The sequence below is a fragment of the Streptomyces sp. NPDC017202 genome (genome assembly GCF_044331705.1).
Lineage (GTDB): Bacteria > Actinomycetota > Actinomycetes > Streptomycetales > Streptomycetaceae > Streptomyces.
In genome coordinates, this window is record NZ_JBIRNP010000024.1 from 38,382 (window position 1) to 62,777 (window position 24,396).

22 protein-coding genes and 1 pseudogene are annotated in these 24,396 nt (G+C 72.3%); 7 read left to right on the top strand and 16 right to left on the bottom strand.

The window, feature by feature from the left end:
• Window positions 1–117 precede the first annotated feature (117 nt).
• Window positions 118–2,088: an SMI1/KNR4 family protein gene (locus tag ACH4N1_RS30635; RefSeq protein ID WP_398102547.1), complete on the bottom strand. Its 1,971-nt coding sequence runs from the start codon at window positions 2,086–2,088 to the stop codon at window positions 118–120.
• A gap of 220 nt (window positions 2,089–2,308) precedes the next feature.
• Between ACH4N1_RS30635 and ACH4N1_RS30640 the strand changes: the two genes are divergently transcribed.
• Window positions 2,309–2,728, top strand: a complete 420-nt coding sequence (locus tag ACH4N1_RS30640) for a DUF2809 domain-containing protein (protein WP_398102549.1) — start codon at window positions 2,309–2,311, stop codon at window positions 2,726–2,728.
• A 145-nt stretch (window positions 2,729–2,873) separates the two neighbouring features.
• Here ACH4N1_RS30640 and ACH4N1_RS30645 read toward each other — a convergent pair whose 3' ends face one another.
• The 5 genes and pseudogenes from ACH4N1_RS30645 to ACH4N1_RS30665 form a co-directional block, all read right to left on the bottom strand.
• Window positions 2,874–3,608, bottom strand: a complete 735-nt coding sequence (locus ACH4N1_RS30645; protein WP_398102551.1) for a hypothetical protein — start codon at window positions 3,606–3,608, stop codon at window positions 2,874–2,876.
• Window positions 3,609–3,959: 351 nt separating this feature from the next.
• A pseudogene (locus tag ACH4N1_RS30650) lies at window positions 3,960–4,216 on the bottom strand (glycoside hydrolase); the annotation flags it as partial.
• Window positions 4,217–5,106: 890 nt separating this feature from the next.
• Window positions 5,107–6,585: a glutamate--cysteine ligase gene (locus ACH4N1_RS30655; RefSeq protein WP_398102553.1), complete on the bottom strand. Its 1,479-nt coding sequence runs from the start codon at window positions 6,583–6,585 to the stop codon at window positions 5,107–5,109.
• Window positions 6,586–6,685: 100 nt separating this feature from the next.
• Complete coding sequence (locus tag ACH4N1_RS30660) at window positions 6,686–6,940, bottom strand: EF-hand domain-containing protein (protein WP_398102556.1); 255 nt, start codon at window positions 6,938–6,940, stop codon at window positions 6,686–6,688.
• 252 nt (window positions 6,941–7,192) lie between these two features.
• A complete protein-coding gene (locus ACH4N1_RS30665) occupies window positions 7,193–8,008 on the bottom strand; it encodes an SAM-dependent methyltransferase (protein ID WP_398102559.1) in 816 nt (271 codons plus the stop codon).
• 269 nt (window positions 8,009–8,277) lie between these two features.
• On the opposite strand from ACH4N1_RS30665, the gene ACH4N1_RS30670 reads away from it, so the two are divergent.
• Together ACH4N1_RS30670 and ACH4N1_RS30675 are read left to right on the top strand one after the other, a co-directional pair.
• Window positions 8,278–10,338, top strand: a complete 2,061-nt coding sequence (locus ACH4N1_RS30670) for a discoidin domain-containing protein (RefSeq protein ID WP_398102562.1) — start codon at window positions 8,278–8,280, stop codon at window positions 10,336–10,338.
• A gap of 66 nt (window positions 10,339–10,404) precedes the next feature.
• Complete coding sequence (locus tag ACH4N1_RS30675) at window positions 10,405–11,001, top strand: TetR/AcrR family transcriptional regulator (RefSeq protein WP_398102565.1); 597 nt, start codon at window positions 10,405–10,407, stop codon at window positions 10,999–11,001.
• Window positions 11,002–11,068: 67 nt separating this feature from the next.
• On the opposite strand, the gene ACH4N1_RS30680 is transcribed toward ACH4N1_RS30675, so the two are convergent.
• Both ACH4N1_RS30680 and ACH4N1_RS30685 read right to left on the bottom strand, forming a co-directional pair.
• Window positions 11,069–11,242 (bottom strand): hypothetical protein, encoded by a 174-nt coding sequence (locus tag ACH4N1_RS30680; protein WP_398102568.1) that lies wholly within the window; start codon window positions 11,240–11,242, stop codon window positions 11,069–11,071.
• 154 nt (window positions 11,243–11,396) lie between these two features.
• Window positions 11,397–11,975, bottom strand: coding sequence for a hypothetical protein (locus ACH4N1_RS30685; protein WP_398102571.1), 579 nt, complete (start codon window positions 11,973–11,975; stop codon window positions 11,397–11,399).
• Between the two features lie 343 nt (window positions 11,976–12,318).
• Between ACH4N1_RS30685 and gndA the strand changes: the two genes are divergently transcribed.
• A complete protein-coding gene (gene gndA / locus ACH4N1_RS30690) occupies window positions 12,319–13,761 on the top strand; it encodes an NADP-dependent phosphogluconate dehydrogenase (RefSeq protein ID WP_398102574.1) in 1,443 nt (480 codons plus the stop codon).
• Window positions 13,762–13,833: 72 nt separating this feature from the next.
• On the opposite strand, the gene ACH4N1_RS30695 is transcribed toward gndA, so the two are convergent.
• On the bottom strand, window positions 13,834–15,279 hold the full coding sequence (locus ACH4N1_RS30695; RefSeq protein WP_398102577.1) for a glyceraldehyde-3-phosphate dehydrogenase: 1,446 nt from the start codon (window positions 15,277–15,279) through the stop codon (window positions 13,834–13,836).
• 518 nt (window positions 15,280–15,797) lie between these two features.
• On the opposite strand from ACH4N1_RS30695, the gene ACH4N1_RS30700 reads away from it, so the two are divergent.
• Complete coding sequence (locus ACH4N1_RS30700) at window positions 15,798–16,130, top strand: tetratricopeptide repeat protein (RefSeq protein WP_398102580.1); 333 nt, start codon at window positions 15,798–15,800, stop codon at window positions 16,128–16,130.
• Window positions 16,131–16,137: 7 nt separating this feature from the next.
• Here the strand turns inward: ACH4N1_RS30700 and ACH4N1_RS30705 are convergent, their stop codons facing one another.
• The gene (locus ACH4N1_RS30705; protein WP_398102583.1) at window positions 16,138–17,577 is read right to left on the bottom strand and encodes an MFS transporter; all 1,440 of its coding nucleotides are present in this window, start codon (window positions 17,575–17,577) and stop codon (window positions 16,138–16,140) included.
• 260 nt (window positions 17,578–17,837) lie between these two features.
• On the opposite strand from ACH4N1_RS30705, the gene ACH4N1_RS30710 reads away from it, so the two are divergent.
• A complete protein-coding gene (locus ACH4N1_RS30710) occupies window positions 17,838–18,455 on the top strand; it encodes a MerR family transcriptional regulator (RefSeq protein WP_398102586.1) in 618 nt (205 codons plus the stop codon).
• Window positions 18,456–18,646: 191 nt separating this feature from the next.
• Window positions 18,647–19,036: an SseB family protein gene (locus tag ACH4N1_RS30715; protein WP_366056054.1), complete on the top strand. Its 390-nt coding sequence runs from the start codon at window positions 18,647–18,649 to the stop codon at window positions 19,034–19,036.
• 59 nt (window positions 19,037–19,095) lie between these two features.
• Here ACH4N1_RS30715 and ACH4N1_RS30720 read toward each other — a convergent pair whose 3' ends face one another.
• The 6 genes from ACH4N1_RS30720 to ACH4N1_RS30745 form a co-directional block, all read right to left on the bottom strand.
• On the bottom strand, window positions 19,096–19,485 hold the full coding sequence (locus tag ACH4N1_RS30720) for a MarR family winged helix-turn-helix transcriptional regulator (protein WP_398102589.1): 390 nt from the start codon (window positions 19,483–19,485) through the stop codon (window positions 19,096–19,098).
• Window positions 19,486–19,579: 94 nt separating this feature from the next.
• Entirely contained in the window at window positions 19,580–19,933 is a 354-nt protein-coding gene (locus ACH4N1_RS30725) for a VOC family protein (RefSeq protein ID WP_398102592.1), read from the bottom strand.
• Window positions 19,934–20,033: 100 nt separating this feature from the next.
• A complete protein-coding gene (locus ACH4N1_RS30730) occupies window positions 20,034–21,065 on the bottom strand; it encodes a LacI family DNA-binding transcriptional regulator (RefSeq protein WP_398102595.1) in 1,032 nt (343 codons plus the stop codon).
• The gene (locus ACH4N1_RS30735) at window positions 21,062–21,967 is read right to left on the bottom strand and encodes a carbohydrate ABC transporter permease (protein WP_398102598.1); all 906 of its coding nucleotides are present in this window, start codon (window positions 21,965–21,967) and stop codon (window positions 21,062–21,064) included. The genes ACH4N1_RS30730 and ACH4N1_RS30735 overlap by 4 nt, the downstream gene beginning before the upstream one ends.
• Window positions 21,964–22,887, bottom strand: coding sequence for a carbohydrate ABC transporter permease (locus tag ACH4N1_RS30740; RefSeq protein WP_398102601.1), 924 nt, complete (start codon window positions 22,885–22,887; stop codon window positions 21,964–21,966). The genes ACH4N1_RS30735 and ACH4N1_RS30740 overlap by 4 nt, the downstream gene beginning before the upstream one ends.
• Window positions 22,884–24,206 (bottom strand): extracellular solute-binding protein, encoded by a 1,323-nt coding sequence (locus ACH4N1_RS30745; RefSeq protein WP_398102604.1) that lies wholly within the window; start codon window positions 24,204–24,206, stop codon window positions 22,884–22,886. Before ACH4N1_RS30745 ends, ACH4N1_RS30740 begins: the two co-directional genes overlap by 4 nt.
• Window positions 24,207–24,396: the final 190 nt, after the last annotated feature.

Consider the following 24,396-nt stretch of genomic DNA (forward strand, 5'->3'; position numbering starts at 1 on the left):
AGGACCGCCACCCTGCCGACGCGGGGTGGCGATCCTCCGGCCGTGACGGCAGGGCGGTGGCCGTCCGCTCCGAGTCGTCGGGGCCCGGGGAGTTCGTCCTCGGTGGTCGGGCCGGCCCTACCTGCTTCCCTGCCCGTCGTCTGCCGTTCGGCCGTCGTCCGCGGGGCGGTCGGCTTCCCTGTGCAGGCGGATCACCGCGTACGTCTCGCCGTCCCCGGGCGGCCGCGTCCAGGAGCGGGTGGTGAACGTGTGCAGCCGCCCGTCGACGATCGCGTGACGCGGCAGGCGGACGCCGAACTCCCCGGCCACCGCCTCCAGCAGCGGCCGTTCCGCCTCGGCGCCGTCCTTCCCCTTACCGAAGAACCGGCTCGGGTCCAGTGCCTGCGGTATCCGCCCACGTGACCGGACCTCTCCGTCCGCGTACGTGAAGGCGTACTGCTCGGCGCCGCCTCGCGCCACCGAAAGGTGGAAGAACGGTTTCCCGTGCCATGTCCTCAGGCCGCTCCACACCACCACCGCACGGGTGTCCGAGCCGGCGGACGCGGACGCGGCCGGGGAGACGAACCGCCCTGGGGCGAACGGGGCGGGATCGCCGTCGAAGGCGAAGCTCCAACCGGCGCCGGCCCGGCCGACCGCCACGAGAGCCCTGTCGTCGTAGGACGAGAACTCCCTCTGGTCCTGCGACAACCTGCGGCGCGTCTCCCAGAGGGTCAGGGGTTCGTTCAGCACGGTGCCGCCCCCGCCCCCGTTTCCGTCCGCAAGACGTTCGGGCAACTCCTCCGGGGCCGCTCCCTCCACCAGGACGAACCGGTAGGACGTGCGGTTGTTTCCCGGATCCGGCTCCGCGAGCCACGCCAGGTCACCCGGGTCGAGCCCGGCCGTCGGCGTCGGTGCCTCGCCCGTGTGCCCGCCCCGTGGTGTGGACAGCAGCTCGCGGCCCCGCTCCGGGGTCAGCAGCGGCCCGAGCACGGGATCGGCCACCCATCCCAGGGGCGCCAGGTGGTCCGGCCCCAGCGGCTCCCACAGCGGCAGGGCGTCGATCAGCGTCCGCCACGCCTCGTCGGCGTCTCCCCACCGGGCCAGCTCCCGCGCCCGCTCGACCGCCTTGCCGAACGGTCCGGCCGCCGTGTACCGGTACGTGCCGGCGCGCACCTGCTCCAGCGTCGCGTAGGCCAGCGACACCAGGTCCTCGTCGGCGCCCCGCAGGCCGAACGTCAGCGTGGAGTCGTCCCGGTACGAGTGCGCCGCGTGCTCGGCGACCAGGGGTGGCAGCAGCTCGGGTGCGTACCCCGGGTCCGTCACCAGGCCGTCGAAGGACACCATGTAGGTCTGCCCCAGCAGGCGTCGTATCTGGTCGCCCAGTCCGGCGGCCCGCGGTCTGCCGTACCCCTTGGCCTCGTCCAGTTCCTTTTCGGCCCGTTCCCAGTCACCGCGCAGCGCCGCCGACCGGGCCTGCGCCACCCGGGCGTCAAGCTTGTGCGTCGTGTCGTTGGCGAACTCCGGCCCCCCGTCGCTCCGGTGCGCCCGCAGCCTGTGGAACTCCCGGTACATGTCGCGCATGAACGCGAGGAAGTCGGCGTGCCGCTCGGGTGGCGCGGCCCGCCAGCTCGCCCACGTGTACACGGCCCACTCACCGTTCTCGTCGACGTCCTCGGGGTCCATCAGGACGTGGGTGATGTCGGACTCCACGTCGAGCTGCAGCCCGCGCCGCCAGATGTCCGCCTCCCGCCGCTCCTCGGGCCCGGCGTCCTCGTCCAGGTACTCCTCGAACGCGTCCGCGAGTCCCGACTCGTTGTCGTGCCAGCGCGCGTCCTCGGTCCCCGCCAGCAGCCACACGAACCCGCCCGCGTGCCGCCACCCGTCGCTGACCTTCAGGAACTCCCGGTACGACGGGGGCATCCGGCGGCCGAGGCGCTCCTCCGCGGCCGCGATCCGCTCCTCGGACGCGGGTGGGAACCCCAGCCACCGCGCTCGTCGCGCGTCCTCGTCGCCCTCGCTCCGCGTCTCGCCGTCCGGCAGGGAATCCGCCCACTCCCCGCTCCAGTTGAGCAGGAAGGACCGCCAGTCGAATGCCGTGGTGTCCGTCATGTGCCCGATGCTGCCACCCACCACTGACAGCGCCCCGCCGCCGGCACGCCCTGCCCCGCTCCCTGAACGGGGGCGCCGGCCCGGGACGACGTCAGGCCCGGGAGACGCACGTCCAGGGTGCGCGTCCGGGGCGCACGTCCGGGGTGTTCGACGCACGACCCGACCCGTCCGCCCGGTGGGCGCTGTCGGGCGGGTGCCGGACATCCAGCAGGATGGTCGTATGGACGCTTCCAGAACCGGTGCGGGCACCGGCAGCGAGACGAACCGCACGCGTCTTGCGGCGGCCGTGTCCGCGGCGGTGGTCGTCGGCGCGGGACTGGGGCTCAGGTCCGTGGCGGCGGGAGACGTGGCCAAGTACGGCGGGGACGCCCTGTACACGCTCCTGCTGGTCGCCCTCGTCGTCCTCGTGGCGCCGCGGGTGACGGCACGGAAAGCCGGCGTCGTCGCGCTGGCCGTCAGCTGGGGGGTCGAGTTCCTCCAGCTCAGCGAGCTTCCGGCGGAGCTCTCCCGGCACAGCACCGCCGCCCGCCTGGTCCTCGGTTCGACCTTCAACGCGCCGGACCTGTTCTGGTACGCGGTCGGTGCGCTGGCCGGATGGCTCCTTCTGGCCGCCGTACCGCGGCCCGCATGCCGGACCTGAGCGGCCGGCGCCGTCCGGGCCGAGAGGCGGCACGGTCGCGCCGGCCCCCGGAACGGCGGGGCCGGCGCGCCGGGGCCGTCACGTCACCCCCGCCCGGATCTCTCGGACCGTGCGGCCGCTCCGCGATGCCCCGGAGGGGTCGGCGTCAGCCCTGGCCGGCCGCGCCGCTCCCGCTCTTCAGCGAGGACAGGACCTGTGCCGTCAGCTTCTTCGCACTCGCGGCCCCGTTGTCGGCACCGTCGGTGGACAGCACGCTGACGACGGCCGTGCCCGCGCGGGCGGCGATCAGCGTGGTGCCGCTCTCCCACGCGTCGTCGGTGAGGGTGATGGTGTACGCCTCGTCCCCGAGCCCGGGTGTGGCGGCACCGGTCACCGTCACCGTGCTGTGGGTGTCGGAGTCCTGGTAGGTGGGGCAGGCGGCGACGACGTCCGCCAGGCCCTTCAGCACGTCCGAGGCGGTGGTGCCGCGGTAGACGTCGATCTCCTGGTCGAGTTCGGCGGACGTGTTCTGGTTGATGTAGGAGTTCTGGGCGAACGAGACGCCCTCCACGCCGGTGAGGCTGATCCAGCTCGTGGCCCCCAGGTCGGCGCAGCGCGGCTCGGCGGCGTCGTGGGTGGCCGGTGGCTGGTAGGTGTCCCCGGTGTCGCGGGCGAGGCTCGGGTCGGCGGCGAAGCCGGAGGGGAAGTACGAGGCGGGGGCCAGTGCCTCCTTCAGCTGGGCTCCCGTCAGGAGACCGGCGTTGGGGTCCTTGGCCTGCGACGGGGACGCGGCCGCGGGGGACGCGCCGGTGGAGTCCGCGGACTCGGCGGAGCACGCGACCAGGGCCAGGGGAAGTGCCGCGACGGCGAGCATCTTGGCGGCGGGGGACGGGAGACGCATGGAAGTCCTCGAAACTGAAGTGCATGTGCGCCGGGTCCGGGTGGGGGCCGGGGGCGGGCGCGCCACGGAAGCGCGTGCGGTCCCCGGGGCCGGGTCGGCGGGGACGGAAGATCACCGAGCCCGGAGTGACCTTAGAAGGGTGTAGGCCACAGATTGATCACCGGTTGCTCAAAGTGGAGTCAAAGCCTCCGATTTCCCCCGAGGTTTTGCCGGGTCTTGGGGAGGTCTTGAGGGCGCGGGCCGTCGGGTGGTCGACTTCGTGGTGCTCACCCCGTCCTCCCCGAGCTGAGCCGTTCGTCCTCCGCGAGCGTCGCCGTCGGCCCTCTCCGAGGCGAGCCGCTCATGCTCCGCTCAGGCCGGCAACGGCACGCACAGCAGCGCAGCCGGACCCGGTGTGCTGCCCGGGCGGGTCGTGAACGCGATCCCCGCGGCGTACTCGCCCCCGCGCACCACCCCTTGAGGCGTCCGACGGCGAAGTCGCCCCCGGTGCCGTCGGCCGGGCGGTCGTCGTTCCGGTCGAACCAGACGGTACGGCCCGCGCGGCCCAGGGTGACGCGGGCGGGCGCGCACAGTGCCGCCGACACCCGGTTGTCCCGGCGGCTGTCACCTCATGGCGGAACACCGGTCGGGTCGCCCCTGATGTCGGCCACGTCGCAGCCGCAGCCGCAGTTCCGGCCTGACCGGGCGGGGTGGGCGGCCGACACCTGCCGGTGATGGAGTTTGCCCCTACTTCCCCAGGAAATAAGCCAGTTGGGCATCGGGCCGGGAGCCGCTGGAAGGCGCCGGCGGGCCGAGTCGACGCTCCGCGGACGACCGGACCCGGAAGGGCCGCGCTCCGGATCGCCCTGGGAGGGGAGGAGCGTCGTGCCGCAGTCCGACGACGAGTGCCCGGCCGTCCTCGAGGGACGGTTTCCGCCCGCCGACCCCCGACCCGCGCGGCCTCGCCCGCGCCGCCGCACCGGGGCCCGGTGGACGCTGGCGTCCGGGGTCACCGCCCTGGTCGCCGGTGTCGCCCTGGCCGAGGGCCTGCTCATCGCCACGGGCCTGGTCCTGGCCGGTATCGGCGTCCAGCTGTTCGACGCGCCGGACGGGCCGGACGCGCCGACCGGGCCGGATGCGCCGACCGGGCCGGATGCGCCGACCGGGCCGGATGCGCCGACCGGGCCGGATGCGCCGACCGGGCCGGATGCGCCGACCGGGCCGGACGCACCGACCGGGCCGGACGCACCGGCCGGGCGCCCCGGTCGGCCTTCCGGCTGAGAGTGCTCCCGCGCACGAGGGCCGTGCGTCGTCGTGCGAGGACGGGGAGCGCGACTGCGGCGTCGCCCCGCCGTCAGGACACCGAAGGAGCCGGGGACGCCGGGGACGCCGGGGATGCCGGGGCATCCGGGTACGCCGGGAGCGTCCCCCGCCGTCCGCCCCGGCACCGTCGGCAGCACCCTCCCGCCGCGCGGAACGGTGCCGCTTCGTCGGGCACCGCACCGTCCTCGCGCTCCCGTCAGTCCACCGGCCAGGTGTGCGCCGGGGCGTTGAGATGCATGTAGTCGATGTACTGCCGCGTCATGCGCCGCAACGCCTCGTCGCGGCCGGCACCGGGGGAGGCGGCCAGGTGATGGAACATCTCCTTCTGCCAGACCGCGCCGTTACGGGCCGTGACGCACCGCTGCTCGATGACGCCGAGCAGGGGCTCCCGCCAGGCCGCGTCCATCCCGGTCAGCTCCAGGCCCCGGTGCGCCAGCGGCAGCAGCCGGCGCAGGACCAGCTCGGGCACCGGCACCTCGCCCATCCCCGGCCAGTACAGGGCCGCCTCGATGCCGTGCCGGGCCGCCGTGTGCAGGTTCTCCTCGGCGGCCGCGAAGGACATCCGGGACCACACCGGCCGTTCCTCCTCCACCAGGGCGCGGGTCAGACCGTAGTAGAAGGCGCCGTTGGCCAGGGTGTCGGCGACGGTCGGGCCGGCGGGCAGTACCCGGTTCTCCACCCTGACGTGCGGGGTGTCGTCGGCGACCGCGTAGACCGGGCGGTTCCAGCGGTAGATGGTGCCGTTGTGCAGGGTCAGCTCGCCCAGCTCGGGGACGTCACCGCGCTCCAGCGTCTCCGTCGGGTCCTGCTCGTCGCACAGCGGCAGGAGCGCGGGGAAGTAGCGCAGGTTCTCCTCGAACAGGTCGAAGACGCTGGTGATCCACCGCTCCCCGAACCACACCCGGGGCCGTACCCCCTGTGCCTTGATCTCCTGCGGACGGGTGTCGGTGGCCTGCTCGAACAGGGGGATCCGGGTCTCGTGCCACAGCTCCCTGCCGAACAGGAACGGCGCGTTGGCGGCCAGCCCGATCTGCACACCGGCGATGGCCTGCGCGGCGTTCCAGTACGCGGGGAACTCCTCCGGGGGGACCTGGAGGTGGAACTGGGTGCTGGTGCACGCGGCCTCCGGGGTGATCGTGTCCGCGTACGTGCGCAGCCGGTCGACGCCGTCCACCTCGATGCGCAGGTCCTCGCCCCGCGCCGCGAACACCTGGTCGTTGAGCAGCCGGTAGCGGGGGTTCTCCGACAGCGCGGACTCGCCGATGTGCTCCTGGCGCAGCGTCGGCAGGATACCGATCATGATCAGCTGCGCGCCGACCGACCTGGCCCGCTCGTCGGCGTGGTTCAGCGCGGCGCGGATCTCGGACTCCCACGCGTCGGGGCCGCCCTCCGTCAGACGGCGGGGCGGCACGTTGATCTCCAGGTTGAACCGGCCCAGCTCGGTGTCCCAGGCCGGGTCCGCGATCGCCTCCAGCACGTCGCTGTTGCGCATCGCCGGCTCGGCCGCGTCGTCGACCAGGTTCAGCTCGATCTCCAGCCCGACCCGGGGCCGCTCGGACGCGAACCGGGCCTCGCGCAGCATCTGGGCGAACGCGTCGAGGCACTCCTGCATCTTGATCCGGTACCGGCGCCGGTCCTCGCGCGTGAAGACCATCGCCGGGACGTCCCGTCCCATGGGGCCTCCCGGGGTCCGGGTCTGTCCTCGGACAGCTCTCCCGTCCAGCGTCGCACCACCGGGCGCCCCCGACCACGTGAGCCGGGTGCCGGCTCCGCTGTCAGCCCCAGCCGAAGCGGCGGTCCACGACCGCCGCGAACTCCTCCAGGCTGAGCACCGCGTCCCCGTTCTGGTCGGCCGCGTCGAACAGGGCGGAGGAGGCTTCGGCGTCCCCCAGCGCCCAGGCAGGCAGATCCCCGGAGGCGGCCAGGGTGGGTCCTTTCCTGTGCAGCGCGGTGATCACCTCCTCGCGGGTCAGCGCCCCGTCGGCGTCGAGGTCGAGTGCCTCGAACAGCTTGCGTGCCTTGTCGCTCATGATGCTTCCCCGTTCACGATGTCTGCCGGTCCTTGGTTTCCGGTCGCTGGTTTCCGGTCCCTGGTTCCTGGTCCGGGGTTTCCGGTCCCCGGCCCTCGGCCGCCGGCGGGCGGGAGGCCCTCCGCCCGCTCCCGGACGGCCCCGGCCCGCTCTCGGAAGCGGCCCCGGCCCCGCTCCCGGACGGCAGCGCTCGCGCTCCCGTCCGGGAATCCCGCCGCCGGCACCGTGCCCCGCCGTCGGCACCGCGGCCGGTCACGGCTTGCGGGCGAGGCCTCCGTGCTCGGCGATGATCTCCGGGGCGGTCGCGGAGGGGTCCGGACGCCAGAGGGGCACGGAGACCACGCCGGGCTCGATCAGCTCCAGCCCGTCGAAGAACGAGGTGATCTCCTCGACGGTCCGCAGGTTGTACGGGACGGCGCCGCTGGCGTTGTAGGCGTCCTGGGCCGCCTCGAAGACCGGGTCGACACCTCGGGAACCGTCGTTGATCGAGAGGTAACTGCCCGACGGCAGGGCCCCCATGAGCCGGGTCACCAGCTCGCGCCCCTGGTCGTGGTCGGCCACGTGGCCGAGAATGTTGCTCAGGATGAGGGCGGTGGGCCGGCTGAGGTCCAGCGTCTCGGCCGCCGCCGCCAGGATGCGGTCCGGGTCGAGGACGTCGGCGTCGATGTAGGCGGTCGCGCCCTCGGGGGTGGAGTAGAGCAGGGCGCGGGCGTGCGCCAGGACCATCGGGTCGTTGTCGACGTAGACGATCCGGGCCTCGGGGGCGATCCGCTGGGCGACCTCGTGGGTGTTCTCGGCGGTCGGCAGGCCGGTGCCGATGTCCAGGAACTGCCGGATCCCCGCCTCGGACACCAGGTACGTGATGTTGCGGCGCAGGAAGGCCCGACTGCTGCGGGCGATGCTGACGATGCCGGGGAAGACGGCGGTGTAGGCGTCGCCGGCCTCCTCGTCCACGGGATAGTTGTCCTTCCCGCCGAGCCAGTAGTTCCAGATCCGGGCCGAGTGCGGCACCGAGGTGTCGATCTTCTGGTGCACCGACGATCCGGGCGTCGTCGCTGAGTCGCTCATGGGTGGCGTCCGTCTTTCAGCCGAGGCGTGCAGGTTCCACCGCACAACGTACGTCCCAACGCCCACGGTGTGCACACCAGTTCACCTCTTCGAACGACCCGGCTCACCAGGTCGGTCGTCCCGGACCCTTGACTCGTGACCCGCCGGTGGCGATCCTCGTCGCATCTCTTGCGCGGTCATGACAACTTTGTGGGGGTCGTGGGCGTCCCCGGACCCCCGGCGTCCCCGGCTCGTCACCGCGCGCTCCCGCCGACCGAGGGACGTGGGCAGTGACCAGTACCGGCCGCCCGTACCGCAGACACCGGCGGATCACCGTCGTGTCGTTGCTCCTGCTCGTGCTCTCCATGACCCTCGGCCCGACGCCGAGTTCGGCGGCCGGGGCCGACTGGTGGAACCCGACCGCCCGGCCCGCCCCCGACTCCGGGATCGACGTCACCGGGGAACCGTTCACCGGGACGAACGCGCAGGGGGAGGTGCGCGGCTTCGTCGACGCGCACGACCACCTGTTCGCCAACGAGGCCTTCGGCGGACGCCTCATCTGCGGCAAGGTCTTCTCCGAGGCGGGCGTCGCCGACGCGCTCAAGGACTGTCCCGAGCACTACCCCGACGGCTCCCTCGCGATCTTCGACTACATCACCCGGGGCGGCGACGGCAAGCACGACCCGGTGGGCTGGCCCACCTTCAAGGACTGGCCGGCGCACGACTCGCTGACCCACCAGCAGAACTACTACGCCTGGGTGGAGCGCGCCTGGCGCGGCGGCCAGCGGGTGCTCGTCAACGACCTCGTCACCAACGGCGTCATCTGCTCGGTGTACTTCTTCAAGGACCGCGGCTGCGACGAGATGACGTCGATCCGCCTCCAGGCGAAGCTGACGTACGACCTCCAGGCCTACGTCGACAGGATGCACGGCGGCGCAGGCAAGGGCTGGTTCCGGATCGTCACCGACAGCGCGCAGGCCCGCCAGGTGATCGCGCAGGGCAAACTCGCGGTGGTCCTCGGCGTCGAGACCTCGGAGCCGTTCGGCTGCAAGCAGGTCCTCGACGTCGCGCAGTGCGACGAGGAGGACATCGACAAGGGCCTGGACGAGCTGTACGCGCTCGGCGTGCGCAGCATGTTCCTGTGCCACAAGTTCGACAACGCGCTGTGCGGCGTCCGCTTCGACGAGGGCGGCCTCGGAACGGCCATCAACGTCGGGCAGTTCCTGTCCACGGGCACCTTCTGGAAGACGGAGAAGTGCACCGGCCCGCAGCACGACAACCCCGTCGGCACCGCGGCCTCCGGGGCGGAGAAGGACCTGCCGGCGGGCGTCGAGGTCCCGGCCTACGACGAGAACGCCCAGTGCAACGTCCGCGGCCTCAGCGCCCTCGGCGAGTACGCCGTGCGCGGCATGATGAAACGCAAAATGATGCTCGAGATCGACCACATGAGCGTCAAGGCCACCGGCCGCGTCCTCGACATCTTCGAGTCCGCCTCCTACCCCGGCGTGCTCTCCTCGCACAGCTGGATGGACCTCGGCTGGACCGAGCGGGTCTACGGCCTCGGCGGCTTCGTCGCCCAGTACATGCACGGCTCCGAAGCGTTCAGCGCGGAGGCGAAGCGCACGGACGCCCTGCGCGACAAGTACGGCGTCGGCTACGGCTACGGCACCGACATGAACGGCGTCGGCGGCTGGCCGGCCCCCCGCGGCGCGGACACCTCCCACCCGGTGACGTACCCCTTCCGCAGCGTCGACGGCGGGTCCGTCATCGACCGGCAGACCACCGGCGACCGCACCTGGGACCTCAACACCGACGGAGCCGCCCACTACGGCATGGTCCCCGACTGGATCGAGGACATCCGGCTGGTCGGCGGCCAGGACGTGGTCGACGACCTGTTCCGCGGCGCCGAATCCTACCTCGACACCTGGGGCGGCACCGAGACGCACCGGGCGGATGCGAACCTCGCCGAGGGCGCCGCCGCGAAGGCCAGTTCCGAGGAGTGGAACCCCTTCACCAGCTACGCGGCGGGCCGCGCCGTCGACGGCGACCCCGGCACCCGCTGGGCCGGTGACTGGAGCGACGACCAGTGGCTGCAGATCGACCTCGGCGCCACGCACCTGATCGGACGCGTCACCCTCGACTGGGAACGCGCGTACGGGAAGTCGTACCGGATCCAGCTCTCCACCGACGGCCGGAACTGGCGGACGGCCTGGTCCACGGTCTCCGGCGACGGCGGCCTGGACACCGCCCGGTTCACCGGAACCCCCGCCCGCCACGTCCGGGTGCAGGGCCTGGCACGCGGCACGCAGTGGGGGTACTCGCTGCGCGAGGTCGGCGTGCACAGCGGCTGACCGACCCCCACCCCGGCCCGCCCGCCTGCCCGCGGGCGGGCCGCCACGGACGCGAAGGACACGCACATGGCGCGGATGCCGTCGGCCGAACGGCGCCGGCAGCTCACCGAGGCGGCGATCCGGGCGATGGCCCGCGACGGCGTCGCCGGGACGACGACCCGGTCCATCGCCGCCGAGGCGGGCGTGTCCCTGAGCGTCTTCCACTACTGCTTCGACTCCAAGCAGGCCCTCGTCGAGTCCGTCATCACGGTGATCACCGACCACTACGTCGGGGTCGTCCGGGAGGCGATCCGGCCGCGGGCCACGCTGGAGGAGACCGTCCGGGCCGGCTTCCAGGCGTACTGGGACCACGTCCGAGCCCACCCCGACGAGCACATGCTGACCTACGAACTGACCCAGTACGCCCTGCGCCGGCCGGGGTTCGAGCATCTCGCACGACGCCAGTACGAGCTGTACGCCGACACCTACGCCGAACTCATCGAGCAGCTGCGCGCGAGCACGGACCTCGGACTGCGCGTGCCCGTACCCGTCCTGGCCCGCTACCTGGCCGCCATGACCGACGGACTGACCCTCAACTACCTGGTCCTCGGCGACGAAACCGTCTGGACCGCCATCCTCGACACCGTCACCGCCCACATCGCCGGCCTGGTGCGGTCCCCGTGACGGACCGTCACCCGGCCGAGGGGCGGGCACGGCGACGCGGCGCCCGCGGGCGCCGCCGGTTTCGGTGTCACGGCCTCCCGGTCCCGCCCGTCCCGACCGGCGCGGCGTCCGTCACCGCCGGACGGCGCGGCCACGCCGCGACGGTCACCGCCTGGCGGGCCTGCGCCTCGCGCGGGGCGGACGCGAACGCGCCGCCGCAGGGCGGGTGGGCCCGCGTCAGCCACTGGGCGGTCGCCGCCATGACAGGGAAGAGATCCGCGCGCACCGATGGCCGCCCGAGCCGCGCACGGGGGAGGGGACCCGCGAAGCCGCGGCCCGCGCCCCACGCGTGAGGACATGGCCGGGCGCCCGGGACCGACGTGGCTTCGGCCGCACGCCGGCCGTGGCCGTCGTGCTCAGTGGCGCAGCAGGTAGCGGGTGAGCAGGGAACGGGCCCGGTCCGGACTGACACCCAGCGCCGTGCCGACGGACGCCCAGGACAGCTCGTCGTCGCGCACCGCCTGGGCCGCCTCCTGCCCGATGTCGGGCAGCAGCCGTTCCAGCGTGGTCACGGCCTTGAGCGCGGCCACCGGGGCCCGCTCGGTCAGAGCGATCAGCTGCTCCTCCAACTGGTGGATCAGGTACGTGAGCTGGTCCGGAAGCGGCACGGTCCGGCGCTCGACGGCGCGGATGTGCACCCTCCAGTCACTGCGCGCGGCGGAGACGTCCAGGTCGTGGAGCCGGCCGTCGGCCATCCACACCCCGTCGATCGGACGGGTCTCGCCACGCCAGCCGCACGCGCAGGCCGCGCGGAAGCCGGCCGCTCTGGGGCGGCGGAGCCTTCCGTCGTACGCCCACCACTCACTGGTCTCCAGCACGCTGTCGGCACTGCTGCCGAAGTCCAGGTACACCGGCTTGGGCTCGCTGCCGTCGGCCAGGACCGCGCCCGCGATGCCCTCGTGGGACTCCCCGAACTCCTCCGTCGTCCAACCCACCGCGTCCTCCCCCTTGTCCGTCGCCTGCCCCGGGCGGGACGCCACCGCACGGCGAGGGCCGCCCCGGAGACGAACATGCCCCGGGCAGGCCACCGGTGAACCGTCCGCCCCAGGCGTTCACCGGCCGGTCGGCGACCCGCGGGACGCGCCCCGCGAGGCAGGACGTCGACGAGGGCGGCCGCCGGCCGGCGCGTCCCCCGGTTCCGCGATCGCCGGCGCCGCCGTCGAGACGATCCGGCCTCCCGATCGAGACGATCCGGCCTCCCGGCCGTATCTGGGGGCACGAGGGGCCGTGCGCCCCCGGCATCGCCGTCGAGCCAGTCGATCCAAGGGAATCCGCCTCATGAACGCAACCGCCGCCATCGGTGTCACCGGTCTCGGTGTGATGGGCCGCAACCTCGCGCGGAACTTCGCCCGCAACGGGTACACCGTCGCCGTCCACAACCGCACCGCCGGCCGCACCCGTGCGCTCGTCGAGGAGTTCGGCCACGAGGGCGCGTTCGTCGCGGCGGAGACGGCGCGGGAGTTCGTCGCCGCGCTCGAACGCCCCCGCCGACTGATGATCATGGTGCAGGCGGGCGCCGTCACGGACGCCGTCATCGACGAGTTCGCCCCGCTCCTGGAGCCCGGCGACATGATCATCGACGGGGGCAACGCCCACTTCGCCGACACCCGCCGCCGCGAGGAGGCCCTGCGCGCGCGTGGCCTGCACTTCGTCGGCACCGGCGTCTCCGGCGGCGAGGAGGGCGCCCTCGACGGGCCGTCGATCATGGTGGGCGGCTCGCCCGAGTCGTACGACGTGCTCGGGCCGATGTTCGAGGCGATCAGCGCGCGGGTCGGCGGCGAGCCCTGCGCCGCGCACGTCGGCACCGACGGCGCCGGGCACTTCGTCAAGATGGTCCACAACGGCATCGAGTACGCCGACATGCAGCTCATCGCGGAGGCCTACGACCTGCTGCGCCAGGTCGCCGGATACACCCCGGCCGAGATCTCCGACATCTTCCGCGCCTGGAACCAGGGGCGGCTCGGTTCCTACCTCGTCGAGATCACCGCGGAGGTCCTGGCCCACACCGACGAGGCCACCGGAGCGCCGTTCGTGGACATCGTGACCGACGCGGCCGGGCAGAAGGGCACCGGCCGCTGGACCGTGCAGACCGCCCTCGACCTCGGCTCGCCGGTCACCGCCATCGCCCAGGCCACCTTCGCCCGTGCCGCCTCCGGCCAGGCCGACCTGCGCGCCGCGTACTCCGGGCTGCCCGGCGGCACCACCCCGGTGATCAGCCGCACGGAGGCCGCGCGCTTCACCTCGCAGGTGGAGCACGCCCTGTACGCCTCCAAGGTCATCGCCTACGACCAGGGCTGGAAGATGATCCAGGACGCGGCGGGCGAGTACGGCTGGAAGATCGACCTGGGCGCGGTCGCCCGGATCTGGCGCGGCGGCTGCATCATCCGCGCCTCGTTCCTGGACCGCATCCGCACCGCGTACGCCGCCGACCCCGAACTGGTCAGCCTGCTCGGGGAGATGGAGTTCGCGATGGAGATCACCGACGCCCAGGTGCCCTGGCGCGAGACGGTGGCCTCCGCGGCCCGCCGGGGCATTCCGGTCCCCGCGTTCTCCGCGGCCCTCGCGCACTACGACACCCTGCGCGCCGGCCGGCTCCCCGCGGCCCTGCTCCAGGGCCAGCGCGACTACTTCGGCGCGCACACCTACGGCCGTACCGACCGCCCCGGCGCCTTCCACACGCAGTGGGCCGAGCCCGGCCGCCCGGAGACGGTCTCGGGCTGAGACGCACGACGGTCCGGCCCGGCGGAACCGGGCCGGACGCGTCGGCCCGGCGGAACCGGGCGGACCCGTCGGTCAGGCCCGCGGCGCCGGGAACGTCGGGTACTCGACGCCCGACACGTGCTGGACGACGCGGACGACCTGGCAGGAGTAGCCGAACTCGTTGTCGTACCAGAGGTAGAGGATCGCGTTGTCGCCCTCCACCTTCAGGGCGCCGGCGTCGACGATCGAGGCGTGGCGCGAGCCGATGAAGTCGCTGGAGACCGCGTCGGGGGCGCTGATGAAGTCGATCTGGCGCTTCAGCGGCGAGGTCAGCGAGACGTCCCGCAGGTAGTCGAGGACCTCGTCGCGGCCGGCCTCGCGGGCCAGCTGGAGGTTGAGGATCGCGATCGACACGTCCGGCACCGGCACCCGGATCGAGCTGCCGGTGATCCGCGCGTCGAGGTCGGGCAGCGCCTTGGCGACGGCGGAGGCGGCGCCCGTCTCGGTGATGACCATGTTGAGCGGCGCGGAGCGGCCCCGGCGGTCGGACTTGTGGTAGTTGTCCAGCAGGTTCTGGTCGTTGGTGAACGAGTGGACGGTCTCCACGTGGCCGCGCAGCACGCCGTACTCGTCCGCCATCGCCTTCAGCGGCGGGACGATCGCGTTGGTGGTGCAGGACGCGCAGGACAGGATCCGCTCGTCCGGCTTGATCGTGTCGTGGTTGACGCCGTGCACGATGTTGGGGACGTCGCCCTTGCCGGGCGCGGTCAGCACGACCTTGTCGATACCGGGACGCAGGTGCTTCGACAGCCCCTCGCGGTCGCGCCACTTGCCGGTGTTGTCGATGAGGATGGCGTCGGTGATGCCGTACGCCGTGTAGTCGACCTCGCTCGGGTCGTCGGCGTAGATCACCTTGATCTCGTTGCCGTTGGCGACGATGGTGCTGTTGTCCTCGTCGACGGTGATCGTGCCCTGGAACTGTCCGTGCACGGAGTCGCGACGCAGCAGTGACGCCCGCTTGACGAGGTCCTGCTCGCCGCCCCCGCGCACCACGACGGCGCGCAGCCGCAGGCCGTTGCCGGACCCGGACTTCTCGATGAGCAGGCGGGCGACGAGGCGGCCGATGCGGCCGAAGCCGTACAGCACGACGTCGCGCGGCTCGCGGCGCTCGATCTTGTGGGCGCCGGTGGCGCCGGCGACGGCCTCGGCGGTGAACTCCGGCACCGACAGGCCGTGGTCGTCCGCCCGGTAGTGCTCGGCGAGCAGGCCGATGTCGATCTGGGAGGGGCCGAGGTCGAGCGCGGTGAGGGCCTGCAGGAACGGCAGGGTCTCGGTGACCGAGAGTTCCTCACCGGCGATCTGCCGGGCGAAGCGGTGGGTCTTGAGGATGCTCACCACCGACTTGTTCACCAGGGAGCGGCTGTGCAGCAGGACGGTGACGTCCCGCTCCCGGTGGAGTTTCCCGATCATCGGGATCATCGACTCCGCGATCTCCTCGCGGTTCTTCCAGTTGGTGAACGAGTCGTCGTTGACAGTCACAGGATTCTCTTTCGAGCTAGGTGGCGCTCATATGCTAACCACCCCCTCTTTCGATCATTCAAGCGGCCCCCCGCTCAGGTGTGCGCGGCCCTCCGAAGGTGCCCCGAGGCCTGCTTCTTGGGGTCCGGGCCCCGCCTTCCGGCGTCCGGAATCCGGCCCTCCGGTGCCCTGAGCTCCGCCCTCCGGTGCCCTGAGCTCCGCCCTCCGGTGCCCTGAGCCCCGTCTTCCGGCGCCCGGCCCGACGAGGGCCGCCGCGCGTCACCGAAATGCGCCGCCCCTCTTGGTGCGGAAGGGGAGATACCCGCTCAGGCTGCCCGTAGGCTTGGCCCCGAGTCACGGCGGTGAGGCCAGGCGCAGCCCGTGGCTGATCACGGAGGGAGTGCTGTGTCCAATCCTCGGCTGGGGGAGCAGCTCTTGGCCGACGGACCGGCCCGGTCCCGCTGCGGGCCGCGGCGCGCAGACGCACCGAAGCCGCCCGGGACCTGGCCGTACGGTCGACGCGCGAACTGGAGGCGGCGGTGGGGCGCGGCCATGTGTGGGCGGTGGGCTGCGCGATGAACGGGGCGTCGGCACTGGCCGCCGCGGGCGATCCCCGGGCCGCGGTGGAACCGGGCCGGGACGCGCTGGAGCGGGCGGTGGCCGCCGTCGGCGCCGGGCACGTACTGGCCGTCAACCTGGAGGCCGGGCTCGCCCAGGACCTGCGCCTGCTGGGGGAGACGGAGGAGGCGGACGCGCGGGAACGCGCGGCGCTGGCGGCCCTCGCCGTCACCCACGGCGCGGACCACTCCCAGACCCGGTACATGCGTTCCGGCGCCCGCCCCTACTGGGACTTCGAGGGGCAGCCGATCTGACGCGCCCTCACGCCTCCTCGGCCGGGGTTCCGGCCCGCGGCCGGCGCGGGATGCCGAGGGCGCACAGCGCGCCGAGCAGCACCACGGCGACCCCGGTCCACACCGCGGGGCGCAGCCCGGCCACGAACTCCTGCGGCCCCCGCGTGCCGCCGTGCGCCACGAACACGGTGCTCAGTACGGCGATGCCGAGCGCGCCGCCGATCTCGCGGACCGTGGTGTTGGCACCGGACGCCTTGCCCGCGTGCTCCGCCCGGACCGACCCGAGGACGACCGCCGCCGTCGGCGCGAACACGAAGCCCATGCCCGCGCCGGCCACGATCATCGGGGCGACCAGGGCCGAGTAGGCGGTGCCGGTGCCGACGAGGAGGTTGAGCCAGCCCAGGCCGACGCCCTGGAGGAACAGTCCGAGCGCCATCAGCCGGCCGCCGCCGACCCGGTCGGTGAGCAGTCCGGCGACCGGGGCGACGAACATCGGCATCAGCGTCCAGGGCAGGGTGCGCACCCCGGCCTCCAGCGGGGTGCGCGGCGGCACGATCTGGAGGTACTGGGAGAGCAGGAACAGCGAGCCGAAGACACCGAAGTACATCGCGGCCGAGACGACGTTGGTGAGGGTGAAGGCCCGCACCCGGTAGAAGGACAGGGGCAGCATCGGCTGCGGGACGCGGGCCTCCCAGGCGACGAAGGCCGCCAGGAGCACGAGGCCCGCCGCGAACGCGCCCAGCACCGTGACCGAGGTCCAGCCGTCCGGCTCCCCGTGCACGATTCCCCACACCACGGCGCACAGTCCGGCCGCCGCGAGGAGCATGCCGACCAGGTCGAGGCGGGCGCCTGGCAGGGCGCTCTCCCGCAGCGCGAACAGCACCAGCGGCACCGCGACCAGGCACACCGGCACGTTGATCCAGAAGATCCACCGCCAGTCCAGGCCCTCGACCACCGCGCCGCCCACCACCGGTCCCATCGCCACGGCGAGCCCGCTCACGCCGGACCACACGCCCAGGGCCACGCCGCGCATCCGCTTCGGCACCGCTGCGGACAGCAGGGTCAGCGACAGCGGCATCACGGCCGCCGCGCCGAAGCCCTGGACCGCGCGGAAGGCGATCAGCCGGCCGCTGGTGCCGGCCAGGCCGCAGCCGACGGAGGCCAGGGTGAACAGGGCGATGCCCGCGACGAAGATCCGTCGCCGTCCGAACCGGTCGCCGAGCGCGGCACCCGTCATGAGCAGGCAGGCGAAGCCGAGGACGTAGGCGTTGACGAACCACTGGAGTTCCTGGGTGTCCGCCCGGAGGTCGACGGCCAGGGTACGCAGGGCCGTGGAGACGACGAGGTTGTCGAGCGCGACCATGAACATGGGCACGCTGCAGGCGACGACCGCGAGCCACAGCGGCACGCGCCGTCGGGCTCCGTCGGGGGCGGCGTTCCCGTCGAGGACGGGCGGGGACACGGTCATGGCGGGCTCTCTCCTCGGGAAGGGCCGGGGCGGGGTCTCAGACACCGGTGTGTTCCCGCTCGGCGAGGCGGGAGGCCATGACGACGGCCTCGGCGCCGGGGGCGGGTTCGTCGACCGTGGTCCAGGGCAGGGTGGACATGGCTGTGCCCTTCCGTGAGACAGGCAGGACAGGGGGAGGAATCCACGGCGGAGCAATTGGATACCTTCACTATCCATGTTAGACAGTGGAGGTATCCAATTTCCAGAGCGGAGCCGTCCCGATGCGCATGTCCGAGCTGAGCCGCCGCAGCGGCGTCTCCGTCACGACGATCAAGTACTACCTCCGCGAGGGCCTCCTCCCGCCCGGCCGGCAGACCTCCGCGACCCAGGCCGAGTACGACGACCAGCACCTGCGCCGCCTGCGCCTGATCCGGGCGCTGACCGGCGTACGGGGGCTGTCCGTCACCACCACCCGCGAGGTGCTGGACGCGCTGACGGGGCGCACCGGCGACACCCACGTCCTGCTCGGCCTCACCCTGGGCTCCGTGGCGCTGTCCGGCGATTCCCCCGCACAGGACCCGGCGGCCGGTGAGGTCGAGGCGCTCGTCGAGGAGCTGGGCTGGCGCGTGCACGAGGCGGCGCCCGCCCGTGCCACCCTCGCCGAGACCCTGACCTCGCTGCACTCGCTCGGTGTGTCCGTGGACCGGAGCACCCTGCTGGCCTACGCCCGGCTCGCCGAACGGATCGCCGTCCTCGACCTCGACCAGCTCGACGGCCTCACCGACCCGCTGGAGGCCGCCGAACGGGCCCTGCTGCTGACCGTCCTGCTGGAACCCGCCCTGATGGCGCTGCGCCGGATGGCCCAGGAGAACGAGTCGGCCCGGCGCCACACGCCGTAGAGACGGCGCCGCGCACCGTGGGGGAGGCGTACTGCGACGCGGAGATGGCGTCCCGCGACGCGGAGGGGGCGTCCCGCGGGGTGAGGCGGACGGCGGGCAGGGGGAGGCGGATGGCCGAAGACCCGATTGCCCGCCGGTGGACGGGGTACGCGTGGCCGGACCCGCCCACCACCGCTACCCGGGGAGTTGCCATGGAGACACCCGCCCACGACACCGCCGCCGCGCAGGCGCTGGACGCGCTGGCCAAGGACACCGGAGACACGACCGCACTGGACACCCTCGCGCACTGCGAGGTCCTGGTGCCGGTGCCCGAGGACGCCACCGACGAGGACGTGACCAATCCCAGCATGCTGGCCCTGCCCGTCCTGGAACAGCCGGGCACGACGCCCGTCGTCCCGGTCTTCACCTCCGAACCCGAGATGGTCGACCTGCTCCCGGGGGTGGACCGCTACCGCCTGGTGCCCCTCGGCGCACTGGCCCACCAGTGGCCGGAGGGTGAGCTGTCCCTCTCCATCGACGCCGCGGGCGACCACCCGCTGACCCTCACCTCGGAAGGGGTGCGCACCCTGCTGGCCCGCTGAGCCCGGTCGTCACCCGCCCGCCGGGCCCGGAGGGGTCGCACCCGCCCGCCGTGCCGGGCTCAGCCGGCCAGCATGCGGGTCAGCACCGCGCGCTGGAGCGGCAGCACCTCGTCGTGCAGGGCCCGGCCCTTCGGGGTGAGGGCGACCCACACCCCGCGCCGGTCGTCCGTGCAGACGGAACGCTCCACCAGACCGTCCTTCTCCAGCCGCCCTATGAGGCGCGAGAGCGCGCTCTGGCTCAGATGGACGCGTCCGACGAGGTTCTGCACCCGGCACTGGTCGCCCGGCCGGGGCGCCTCGGTGGCCAGGATGTCGAGCACCTCGAAGTCACTCGCCCCGAGGCCGTGCGGGTGCAGTACGCGGTCGATCTCGCACGTCGTGCGCGCGTGCACCGACAGAATGTCCCGCCACCGGTCCTCGAGGTCCGTTGCGGCCGTCTTCGCTGCCATACCTGCACGGTAACACCGGGAACCCAGTTTGTTTACTGTGCAACTAGTGCGGGTGCAAGGGAATCACGGACCGCACGGGAGGCGGGGCGAGGGCTCAGGAGGCCGCCGGGTCCTGGGTCAGCCCGACGAGGTTCCCGTCGGCGTCCTTCACGAAGGCGATCAGCTTGCCGCCGCCGACGTCCTGCACGTCCTGGAGCACCTCCGCCCCCGCCTCCACCAGCGCCGCCAGCCGCGCCCGGATGTCGGCCACGTGCCAGTACGGCACGGGGCCGGTCATGCCCCTGGCGTGGCCGTTGGGGTCGAGCCCGACGTCCTGCCCCGCCGACCTGAAACCGACGTAGTAGCTCTCGTCGGCGTAGGGCTCGACCTCGAGCAGTGCCCGGAACAGGGCCTTCGCCCGTGCGAGGTCCTTGACGGGGTAGATGACGGTCTGCAGGCCGGTCTTCATCGCACACGCTCCTCGCCGGGGTGGGGGGCCGACGGACGCCGTCGGTGGTCCCACGCTAGGCGAGGGCCGCACCGGGCGCTTCCTCAGCCCCGTCCGCACCTCACGTCGACTCGCGGGTGACCAGTTCCGTCGGAAGGATGACCGCGGCCGGGTCCTCGCCGCCGATCTGCGCGAGGAGGACGCGGACCATCTCGCTGCTGATCCGGTCCCAGGGCTGGCGGATCGTGGTGAGCGCGGGGGTGGAGGAGGTGGCCGCGGGGGAGTCGTCGAAGCCGCCGACCGCGACGTCCTCCGGCACCCGGCGGCCCGCCCGCCGCAGCGCGGCCAGCACACCCTGCGCCATCAGGTCGGACGCGACGAACACCGCGTCCAGGTCGGGGGCCTGCGCCAGCAGCCGCTCGGCGCCCGCCTCGCCGCTGGCCCGGCTGTAGTCCCCGGACACGACCAGCCGTTCGTCGATCCCGATGCCCGCCTCGGCGAGCACCTCCTTGTAACCGGCGAGCCGCTCCACACCACCGGGGGTGTCCAGCGGGCCCGTGACCACACCGATCCGGCGCCGGCCGCGGTCGAGCAGGTGGCGCACCATGTCCCGGGCGCCGTCGCGGTCGTCGGCGGCCACGTAGCTGACCTTCGACCCGATCCCGATCGGCTTGCCGCAGGCGACGAGCGGCACGCCCGCCTCGCGCAGTTCGGTGGCGATCGGGTCCCCGGAGTGGCTGGACACCAGCAGCACCCCGTCGACGTGCCCGGCGGTGATGTACCGGGTGATGCGCCGCCGCTCGTCGTCGGTCCCGGCCAGCATCAGCAGCAGGGGGACGTCGTGCGCGGCCAGTGCCTGGGTGCACCCCCGCAGCAGCACGTTGAAGTTGGGGTCCTCGAAGAACCGCTCCTGAGGCTCCGTCAGCAGGAAGCCGACGGAGTCGGAGCGGCCCGTGATCAGGGAGCGGGCGTGCCGGTTCACGACGTAACCCGTCCTGCGGATGGCGGCGTCGACCGCCTGCTGGGCGGCCGGACTGACGTAGTGGCCGCCGTTGAGCACGCGCGAGACGGTCCCTCGTGAGACCCCCGCCTCGCGCGCCACGTCGTGGATGGTCGGCGGCCTGCGCCTGCCCCCGGTGTTGCTCATGGTCATGACTTTACGGCCCCGGACAGCAGGTCCAGACTCCAGAACCGCTGAACGACCAGGAACAGCGCCACCAGCGGGAGCACCGCGAGGAACGCGCCGGTGATCACCAGGGTGTACAGGGCCGGGCTGTTGGCGCCCTGTTCCAGCAGCGTGAACAGGCCGAGCGTGATCGGGAACTTCTCGTCGTCGCTGAGCATGATGTACGGCAGCAGGAAGTTGTTCCACACGGCGACGAACTGGAAGAGGAACACCGTCACCATGCCGGGGATCATCATCGGCAGCGCGATCCGGGTGAAGATCCGCCACTCGCTCGCCCCGTCCATCCGGCCGGCCTCCACCACGTCGGCCGGCACGGCCGCGGCCGCGTAGATGCGCGAGAGGTAGACGCCGTAGGGGGAGAGGACCTGCGGCAGCAGCACGGACCAGTAGGAGTCCGTGAGGTCGGCCTGGGCCATCAGCAGGTACTGCGGCACGGCCAGGATGATCGGCGGCATCAGCACGCCCGCCAGCAGGACGTTGAACATCGTCTCGCGGCCGCGGAAGCGGTACGTCGCCAGCGCGTAGCCGCTGAACGCGGACACGCACGTCGACAGCAGGGCGCCGAGACCGGCGTAGAGGGCGGAGTTGCCCATCCACTTCCAGTAGACGCCGTCGCGGTAGGCGTTCAGGTCCGCGATGTTGTCGGTGAAGCCGCTGCCCGGCAGGAACGTGAAGGTGGAGAAGAGTTCGCTGCCCGACTTGGTGGACGCGATCACCACCCACGCGACCGGCAGCAGGCAGTACAGCGCGCCGAGCAGCAGCGTGATCGTGGGAACCAGGGCGACACGGCGGCGCAGCGGCGGCCGGCCGCGGTCGGCGCCCGTGCTGCCGGCCGCCGACGGGGCCTTGTGGACGGCGAGAGAACTCACTGGGCTGCCCCCTGCTTGTTGCGACGGTTCGCGGCCCGCAGGAAGCCGAAGGACAGCAGCAGCGTGGCGACGGCGATGATCACGGCCTGGGCGGCCGCCGCGTAGATGTCACCGGTGCCGAACGCGTCCCGGTACACCTTCATCAGCGGACTCCACGTCGTGGAAACGGAGTTGGTGAGCGGTTTGAGGGTCGTCGGCTCGTTGAACACCTGGAGTGTCGCGATGATCGAGAAGAAGAAGGTCAGCACCAGCGAGGGCGCCACCATCGGGATCTTGATCCTGAGCGCGATCTGCAGCGGGGTGGCGCCGTCCAGCTTGGCCGCCTCGTACACCTCGGCCGGGATGGCCTGGAGCGAGGTGTAGATGACGATCATGTTGAAGCCGGTGCCGCCCCACACCGCGATGTTCGACAGGGCGAGATACAGCGGACCGCCGTCCAGCAGGTCCGGCTGCGGCAGGCCGAGCCGCTCCAGCACGAAGTAGAACGGGCTGACGTCCGGCAGGTACAGGAAGCCCCACAGCAGCGCCGCCACGACGCCGGGGATGGCGTACGGCAGGAAGATCGCGAGGCGGGTGAACGGGGCCAGCCGCACCTTGTCGGAGTCCAGCATCAGCGCGAAGACCAGGGCGAGACCCAGCATCACCGGGACGACGATGCAGCCGTAGCCGAGGACGCGCAGGGCGCCGTCCAGCAGCTCGCTGTCGGTGAAGGCGTCGGTGTAGTTCTCCAGGCCGGCCCAGACCTCCTTGCGGGCGCCGGAGCCCAGGCCGAGGCCGGACACCTTCACCTTGTGGAAGCTGAGCCAGACCGCGTACCCGATGGGCAGCGCGAAGAACAGGGCGAAGAGGAGCGTGGCGGGGAGGAGGAAGGCGTACGGAGCCCCCTTGACCCCGTACGGCTTCCGGCGTGCGCTGGTCACTCGGAGACCTCGAAGCCCTGCTTCTTCATGTCGGCGACGGTGTCCGCCTGCATCGTGTCCAGGGCGGCGGAGAAGTCCGACTTGTTCTTCGCGGCGGCGCCGAAGGCGTCCTTGAAGGTCGTGTAGGCGACGTTCACGTTCGGGCCCCAGGCCGAGGGTGCCGTGGTCTTCGCGATCTTCGAGGCGGTGGTGTAGAAGTCCGCCTGGTTCGAGAAGTACTCCGGCGGGTTGATGAAGGCGCCGCTGAGCTGGGCGGAGGTGGAGGCCGGGTAGATGCCGCTCTCCTTGGCCAGCGCGTTGAGCGCGTCACCGTCGGTGTTCAGCCAGGCGGCGAACTTCGCGGCGGCCTCCTTGTTCTCGGAGTCCGTCGTGACGGCGGTGGACGAACCGCCCCAGCTGCCGGTGACGTCGTCGGTCTGCGACCACTGGGGGAGCGGGGCCATGGCCCACTTGCCCTTGGTGTCCGGGGCGGCGGTGGTCAGGGTGCCCGGCGCCCACACGGCGCTGACCCAGGCGATCTGCTTGCCGGTGTTGAGCGCCTTGTTCCAGGCCGGGGTGTACATCGGCTGGTTGTCGACGGCGCCCTCCTTGACGAGGCCGCCCCAGAAGTCGGCGACCTTCTTGGTGGCCGCGTCGTTGATGCCGACCTTCCACTTGTCGCCGGCGGTGGTCCACCACTTGGCGCCGGCCTGCTGGGCGAGGCCCGCGAAGAGTCCGGAGTCGTTGGCCGAGAAGGTGGTCAGGTCCGTGTCGGGGGCCTTCTTCTTCAGCGCGCGGGCGGTCTCGGCGAACTGCTCCCAGGTGGTGGGGACGGTCAGGCCGTACTTCTCGAACAGGTCCTCGCGGTAGTAGAACATCATCGGGCCGATGTCCTGCGGCACCGCGTAGACCGCGTCCGTGCCCAGCGTCGTCTGCTGCCAGACGCCGTCGGCGAACTTGCTCTTCGCGTCGCCGACGTTCTTCGCTATGTCCGCCAGCGCGTCATTGCTGACCAGCGTCGGCAGCGCCTGGTACTCGGCCTGGACCAGGTCGGGGGCCTTGCCCGCCTTGTGCGCGGTGAGGATCTTGGTGACCAGCGTGTCGCCGGAGGCCTGCTTCTTCACCGTGACGGTGATCTGCTCCTTCTTGCCCGGCCCCTTGTTCCACAGGTCCACGACCTTGTCCATGCCGGGCGTCCACGTCCAGTACGTGAGCGAGACCGGCCCCGACCGGGCCTCGTCGTCGGACGAACCGCAGGCGGTGAGTGCGGTGGCGCCGAGCGCGACGGCGACGGCGGACGCTGCGACCTTGAAGAGCCGCCGGCGCTGGGTGTTGGGCATGGGTTTCTCCCCTGACCGGGGTTCCCGCCTGCTGCGGGAACCTGCCATGCGTCACATGAACCGGTGTCCTCGCCCGTCGCGAGGCCCCGCCATGCTTCTGTGAGCGTTCACAGTAGAGAAACATCCCGGACACTTGTCAATGGTTGTTGCTGTGCGGTTATGTTGGGCTCACGCCATCAAAAACGTGTGT